Source organism: Bartonella capreoli (assembly GCF_902813205.1).
Taxonomy (GTDB): domain Bacteria; phylum Pseudomonadota; class Alphaproteobacteria; order Rhizobiales; family Rhizobiaceae; genus Bartonella; species Bartonella schoenbuchensis.
Map to the genome: position 1 here is coordinate 1 of NZ_CADDZX010000100.1, position 619 is coordinate 619.

Here is a 619-nt window from a genome sequence, read left to right on the forward strand (position 1 = left end):
ATTTATGAGGCTCCTGACGCTGAAGAACTTGCTGATATAGCAGAACAGACAGCTTCTTTTGTTAGGGAGTTTGGATATAAACCACGGGTAGCATTTGTAGCATTTTCTACTTTTGGTTACATGAAAGGACAAGTTACGCAGCAAATTCAGGATGCTGTTAACATGTTGCATGAACGCAAAGTTGATTTTGAATTTGATGGAGAAATGAGTGCTGATGTGGCACTCAATTTGAAATTGATGCAGCAATATCCCTTTATGGGATTAACGGAACCAGCTAATATTTTGGTAATGCCTGGATATCATGCCTCTTCCATTGCGAGCAAGATGTTGCAAGAGCTTGGTGAAGCAACCATTATTGGACCTATTTTGATTGGGTTGGAAAAATCTGTCCAAATTGTACCGTTTAGTGGAAACGATACAGATGTGGTCAATATTGCAATGCTCGCGGCTTATCATGCCGCAAAAGCCGTCTAAAGGAAAAAAGCCCCTAATATACCAATAATATATCAAGGGGCTTTATGATAGCAAAAGAATAAATTTTTTAAGAGGGCTGTATTTGATTGTCTTTTTGTTCTTCGGCGAGACGCTTTTGGAAGAGGGCTGCAAAATCAATAGGATC

1 protein-coding gene and 1 pseudogene are annotated in these 619 nt (G+C 39.4%); one reads left to right on the forward strand and one right to left on the reverse strand.

From position 1 onward, the window contains the following. Window positions 1-474: phosphate acyltransferase (locus tag J7R05_RS07530; RefSeq protein ID WP_281388229.1), on the forward strand; the 474-nt coding region annotated here is incomplete at its 5' end. A gap of 67 nt (window positions 475-541) precedes the next feature. On the opposite strand, the pseudogene J7R05_RS09385 reads toward J7R05_RS07530, so the two are convergent. Beyond that, window positions 542-619, reverse strand: a pseudogene (locus J7R05_RS09385) (protein-export chaperone SecB); the annotation flags it as partial.